Consider the following 2,447-nt stretch of genomic DNA (forward strand, 5'->3'; position numbering starts at 1 on the left):
TTGCTTTTCTTTCTGGAGGACAGTCTGATCAGGAAGCAACAGCGCATTTATCTGCCATGAATTCTTTAGGCTCATTGTCTTGGAAATTGACCTTTTCCTATGGACGCGCATTGCAAGCAGCTGCCTTAAAAGCATGGGCTGGAAAAGATGAAAATATTGCTGTTGCACAGAAAGCCTTTCGTCATCGGGCTCGGATGAATCATCTTGCGGCTTTAGGACAATGGACCAAAGAACAGGAAAAAGCGTGCAATTGAAGCACAAGCTCTGTTTTTAAATGCGGAGAGATTTTTCATGTTTCTGCGTGATTTGGGGTGCCCTCACCATAGATAAAATGGCTGGGGCGTTTTAGGCTTGAAAGCTTCTCAGAAAATTGTTTCCTTGGATATTTTAAAAGTCTTTAATGGGTGCTACCTAAGAGATAAGATTGCAGGAGGGTTGTAGGAAGGGAAGATAATGCTAGGAAATTTGTGAATGCACAGCACTTTAGTATGGTGTCATTCATGAAGTGGGCACTTGCTTTTTGAGTGAAAATCATAAAGCAAATACTGTATTGAAGAGTTTGATAGTGTGGTGTTTTTTCATGTTATCATTACTTATCATCAGCAGAATCCATTTGAGTGTAGTTGCAAAAGTGGATAAGCTGATAGATTGAAGAATTACGATTTCTGAATTGATTAGACATACAGCTTATGAAATTTTTGTGCATCAGGATAGTTTCCTGTTCAATGGGGGTAGACTTTCTATTGACGAACGGATTGAATAACTTTTGCAAAAGAAAATAGATTTGCTCCTCAATAAAACACCTATTTTTTCGTTAAAATGAATAAATTTTTCTTGTATTTTTTGATGATATAATTAAAAATAAATAGCTTCATAGCATCTTGGCTTAAAACGGGGGGAGTTGTGGACGGTATATCTTCTAAAAATAACAGTATATCTTCTAAGAATACAAGCATCAAAAGAAAAAATCGATACGTAGAACAGAGCTTTTCTGCAATTATGATGCGAAAATTGTGCAATATGGTGCGTAGGGTATTCGAAGGGATCTTTACAGTATTTACTTTCACAATTTTTCTTATCCTGTTCAGCATACGTGGACCGGTTCATGCCGTATTAAGCTTCTTTGCAGGTGCGAGTGGAATAACGTGCTTTTTCTTTTTTGTCGGATACTACTTACAACGCCGCGAAGCAACAGCAGATGAGGCCGGTATATCGCTCACATTACTTTTAGCAATTGGTGAAGGCATTTTTTCTATTTGCTCCCTGTATGCTGCGTGGGGTTACGACGCTCTCTTATTCCGTTTAGCACCTCCTGGGTATGTTCTTATTCTCCCTGAATAAATAGGGTGCAATTCGTTTGCATACAAATCAAAATGAGAGGCTGTCTGCCTCTCAAATTCTTCATAATCGCTCTCCAAAATAATGACATCAGACCCGCGTTTTTAATGAAGGGACTAAAAAGCCTTGGGTCCTTAAGCCTCAAGGCAACCCTTTACAAGGGCGGTGCGCCTAACGGCATCCTTGATTAAGACACCCAAACGGCTTATGAACAAACTCTCTTATTAAGCCACATCATCTTTTATTCTTCTCATGCAGCTCTGAAATCATGATATAAGGGGAAAGCTTCTCATCGTGCCTAAATGGTACCTTATCGTGTGTTAAATGGAAAAATGAGAAAAAGCATCTTTATGCAATATAATCCAATTATGATTTTTTGATTTAAACATAAAAGACTTAAAGCCTTCGACAAGACTGATACGATAAAAGGGAGTAAATCGCCTATCCTTAGAAACTAAGACATATTCTCGGTGCTCTTGATATAGTTATATCACCAAATGATTTTTGAATGACTCATCCTTTTGGCTCTATCCGCTAAAAGGTCATTTTGAGGGTTCTTGGTTAATGAATGTAAAGAAAAATTAGCACATAATATTTCGCTTTGCTGGTATAGATGCTGAATGAGTTAATTATCTAGAGGATCACTGAAGAGGGAGCGCTAAAAAATGATGAAAATCCGCTGCACTTCGATGAATTTGTGATTGAAGATATAATCGTAGAACTTGGCTTATCTGTTCTTGAAACAGCTGAATGATTTGAAATGGTTAGGGTGTGTATTTTACACACACTTGGCTCGCTATACAAAAAAATTATGATTTCGTGCAAGCTTTAAAACATAAAGACCCTAAAGATATATCATATTTGCACAATACATTGACTTATAATGATAATTTAGCATTATTTATATTGAATTAGTCGCCCGAATAACGTAAGATTTTCTCATTTCAAATCTGTTTTTCTTGGATCAATCAAAACCATTCCCTTGCACATCACAAGCGGGGCTAGCGTGTGGGTAAAAATATAGAAGAAAAGATTTAAAATCCCTCCTATGACCCCTCTCTAGTGCCAAAGGCTGTCGCAACATCCACGAGCTAGCAAAGAGTGTGATG

At 37.6% G+C, this 2,447-nt stretch carries 2 protein-coding genes; both read left to right on the forward strand.

What is annotated here, in order from left to right:
* A partial coding sequence (locus ACFIO3_RS11525) for a class I fructose-bisphosphate aldolase (protein WP_375704493.1) occupies positions 1–254 on the forward strand: 254 nt, incomplete at its 5' end.
* 649 nt (positions 255–903) lie between these two features.
* Positions 904–1,341, forward strand: a complete 438-nt coding sequence (locus ACFIO3_RS11530) for a hypothetical protein (protein ID WP_375704494.1) — start codon at positions 904–906, stop codon at positions 1,339–1,341.
* Positions 1,342–2,447 lie beyond the last annotated feature (1,106 nt).

It is taken from the genome of Bartonella sp. AD328YNZD (assembly GCF_042196425.1).